Below are 2,755 nucleotides of genomic sequence, written 5' to 3' on the forward strand. Positions count from 1 at the left end.
CCAGGTGTACTCCAACACTGGCGGACAAAATTCTGACTCTACGCCCATGCCTGGTGGCAGCGACATGAACGTATTCGGAGCGGCCACCCAGGGGAAGAGCACCGAGAAAAAGACGGTCGCCGAGACCTTCCTTGCCGGACACGGATCTCCTTATGTAGCCCAGATCTCAATCGCCAACGTTCCCAAGCTATACCGCGCCATCCTTGACGGCCTGGAGTATCGCGGCACAGCATTCTTGCAGTGTTTTACCACGTGCCAGCCCGAACACGGCGTGGGCGACGACATGGCGCTCACTCAGGCTCAGCGGGTACGCGACTCGCGCGGTGCGCCCGAGTTCGTTTTCAATCCTCGACTGGGAGAGACCTACAGGGAATCGCTCGATCTTAAGGGCAATCCCTCCCTAGACACAGATTGGTACGAAACGAAGTTCATGGGTAGCGGCGAGCCTTACCGCTACACCGTAGCCCATTGGTGCACCACCGAAGCGCGATTCCGGAATCACCTCAAGAAGATCAAGAAGGAGAACGCAGCCAACCTGATCCCACTGGAAAACATGCTGATCCGCATCACCCAACAGGATGTCGTGTATCGCCGATACTTGAACCCGCAGCACCGAGCGTTCGTCCCCGATTTTGGCGTCTACATCAAAACCCAGGGGGCGAGCGGAGATGTGGACCACTGGGCGATTTCCCGGCAACTGGTGCTGTTCTGCGTAGAGCGCCGCAAGGCGTGGCGGATGTTGCAGAGCAAGGCGGGCATTGAGAACCGGGAATATCAGGCCCAGCGCTCGATCCTGGCCGACGTCGATGCCGGCAGGATTTGGAAGGAGGATCTGTTCGCACGTGGGGAACAGCTGCTGAAGGAACGCCTGCAAGCCTCTGGCTCGGCGAAGCCAGCCGAACCCGGCCCTCATCGGGTTCCGATCGCTTCGTAAGCTGTTACCCAATCCGGCTTCAGGTCTGGATTGCGCACTGCAAAAATTAGGCCGAGCGTCGCCGAAAGGCAGCACTCCACCCCAGCGAAACAAGAGCAAGCGCGAGCGCGGCGACGCCCGGCAGAGATGTGAGGATGTATGGGGCCCGGGTTTTCATGGCTGCTCGGGGCCTTGTTCGTAATGTGGATCGTTCTAGTGGTGGCGACCACCCGTGACTCGCGAATGAAACGGCACATGCAGTATCACGTGCACGCCGGCGGACGGCATTGACGGCTGTCCAGGGCCAGCATCTTTCCCCTCTTCCCCCCGAAGTCTTTAATCATCTCGCCAAAGGCAGATGCCCCTCACATTTAGAAATAAAAGACCGCTGCCAAAAGGCAGGTGAAGACCTAACCCTTGCGGAACGACACCAGTTCCCATTCCCCGTCTGGCACCGAAGTCCGGTGCGACAAGATGTACACGCCGCCATCATCGGTGGTGAGCTTGAAGTACTCGTATTCGGGTCCATACCACTGATCGAGCACGTCCTCGATCATGTACGAGCGCCCCTCAAGCCGAAACCGCACCGGCCGTTCATCCGCCTTCCGGCCCGAATAACACTCTACCTCAACCCGCATCTCACAAGACCTCAACTTGCCCCAGCTCATGCTCCCAAATCCGCAGCAAAATCCGAGGCATACCACGCCACTTGTTTGAAGACTTAGCCCAACTTCCGCAGTTTCGGGTTAACTGAAGACGAAATTTTAGAATCCTGATGCCCTTCACCAGGGCATTTCTTTTTGTTTTCAATCAACCGGTTGCAAGTCACGGCAGGAATAGACGTGTAGTGAAGACCGACCCTCTTGTAATCCTGTGCCGTGTTCGTATGCTCGAGGTGTGTATCTGCGGCGCTGTTATCGGAAGAAACAAAAGAAACGGCACGCCTACTGGGCGCTGGTGGAAAGCTACCGTACCGCCCGCGGGCCACGGCAGCGGGTGGTGGCCTACTTGGGGGAGATGGATGAGGCCGGACGCATCGCAGTCCAGCACGCGGCGCAAGCCAAGGTCGAACAGGCGAACCTATTTGAGAAAGTGGAAGCGGAATGGGTGGAGGTGGACCTCAAGCGAGTTCGCGTCCAATGCGCTCGTCAGTTTGGGGGCGTATGGCTGGGCTATGAGTTGCTGCAACGACTGGAGCTGATTCCGTTCCTGGCTGAGCAATGGGCGAGCGGCCGAGAAGACATTCCCTGGGCTACGATGTCGATGGTGTTGGTACTAGCGCGCTGGTGCGATCCTTCCAGCGAGCTGCACCTGGCCGAGCAAGGCTATGAAGGCATGGCGCTGGCGGATGTACTGGGCGTACCTGCGGACAAGGTCAACGAGGATCGTTTGTATCGCGCCCTGGATCATCTCCTGCCCCACAAAAATGCTCTGGAGAAACATCTCAAGCAGCGCCTGGGCGAGCTCTTTCAGATTGAATACGATCTGCTGCTGTACGACGTGACCAGCACCTACTTTGAAGGGGAAGCGAAGCAAAACCCACAGGCGCAGCGCGGCTATTCCCGCGATCGCCGCCCGGATTGCAAACAGGTGAACATCGCCCTGGTGGTGAGCCGGCAAGGGTTGCCGCTGGGTTATGAGATTTTCGCCGGCAATCGCAATGACGCGACCACGGTGGAAGAAATGGTGAACGCCATCGAGAAGAAATACGGCCAGGCAGGTCGGATCTGGGTGATGGATCGCGGTATGAGCAGCGAAGACAACGTGGAATTCCTCAAGCAGGGAGGACGACGGTACATTCTGGGGACTCCGAAAAGCATGTTGAAGCGCTTCGAAGGGGAG

Annotated in this window: 3 protein-coding genes; 2 read left to right on the top strand and 1 reads right to left on the bottom strand. The window is 57.9% G+C overall.

Going from position 1 to position 2,755, the window contains the following annotated elements:
- A partial coding sequence (locus VEG30_05285; protein HXZ79322.1) for a hypothetical protein occupies positions 1-934 on the top strand: 934 nt, incomplete at its 5' end.
- A gap of 389 nt (positions 935-1,323) precedes the next feature.
- Here VEG30_05285 and VEG30_05290 read toward each other — a convergent pair.
- On the bottom strand, positions 1,324-1,581 hold the full coding sequence (locus tag VEG30_05290; protein ID HXZ79323.1) for a hypothetical protein: 258 nt from the start codon (positions 1,579-1,581) through the stop codon (positions 1,324-1,326).
- Between the two features lie 229 nt (positions 1,582-1,810).
- Between VEG30_05290 and VEG30_05295 the strand changes: the two genes are divergently transcribed.
- On the top strand, positions 1,811-2,755 hold a 945-nt coding region (locus VEG30_05295), incomplete at its 3' end, for an IS1634 family transposase (GenBank protein ID HXZ79324.1).

The organism is Terriglobales bacterium (assembly GCA_035624455.1).
Classification (GTDB): Bacteria; Acidobacteriota; Terriglobia; order Terriglobales; family Acidobacteriaceae; genus DASPRM01.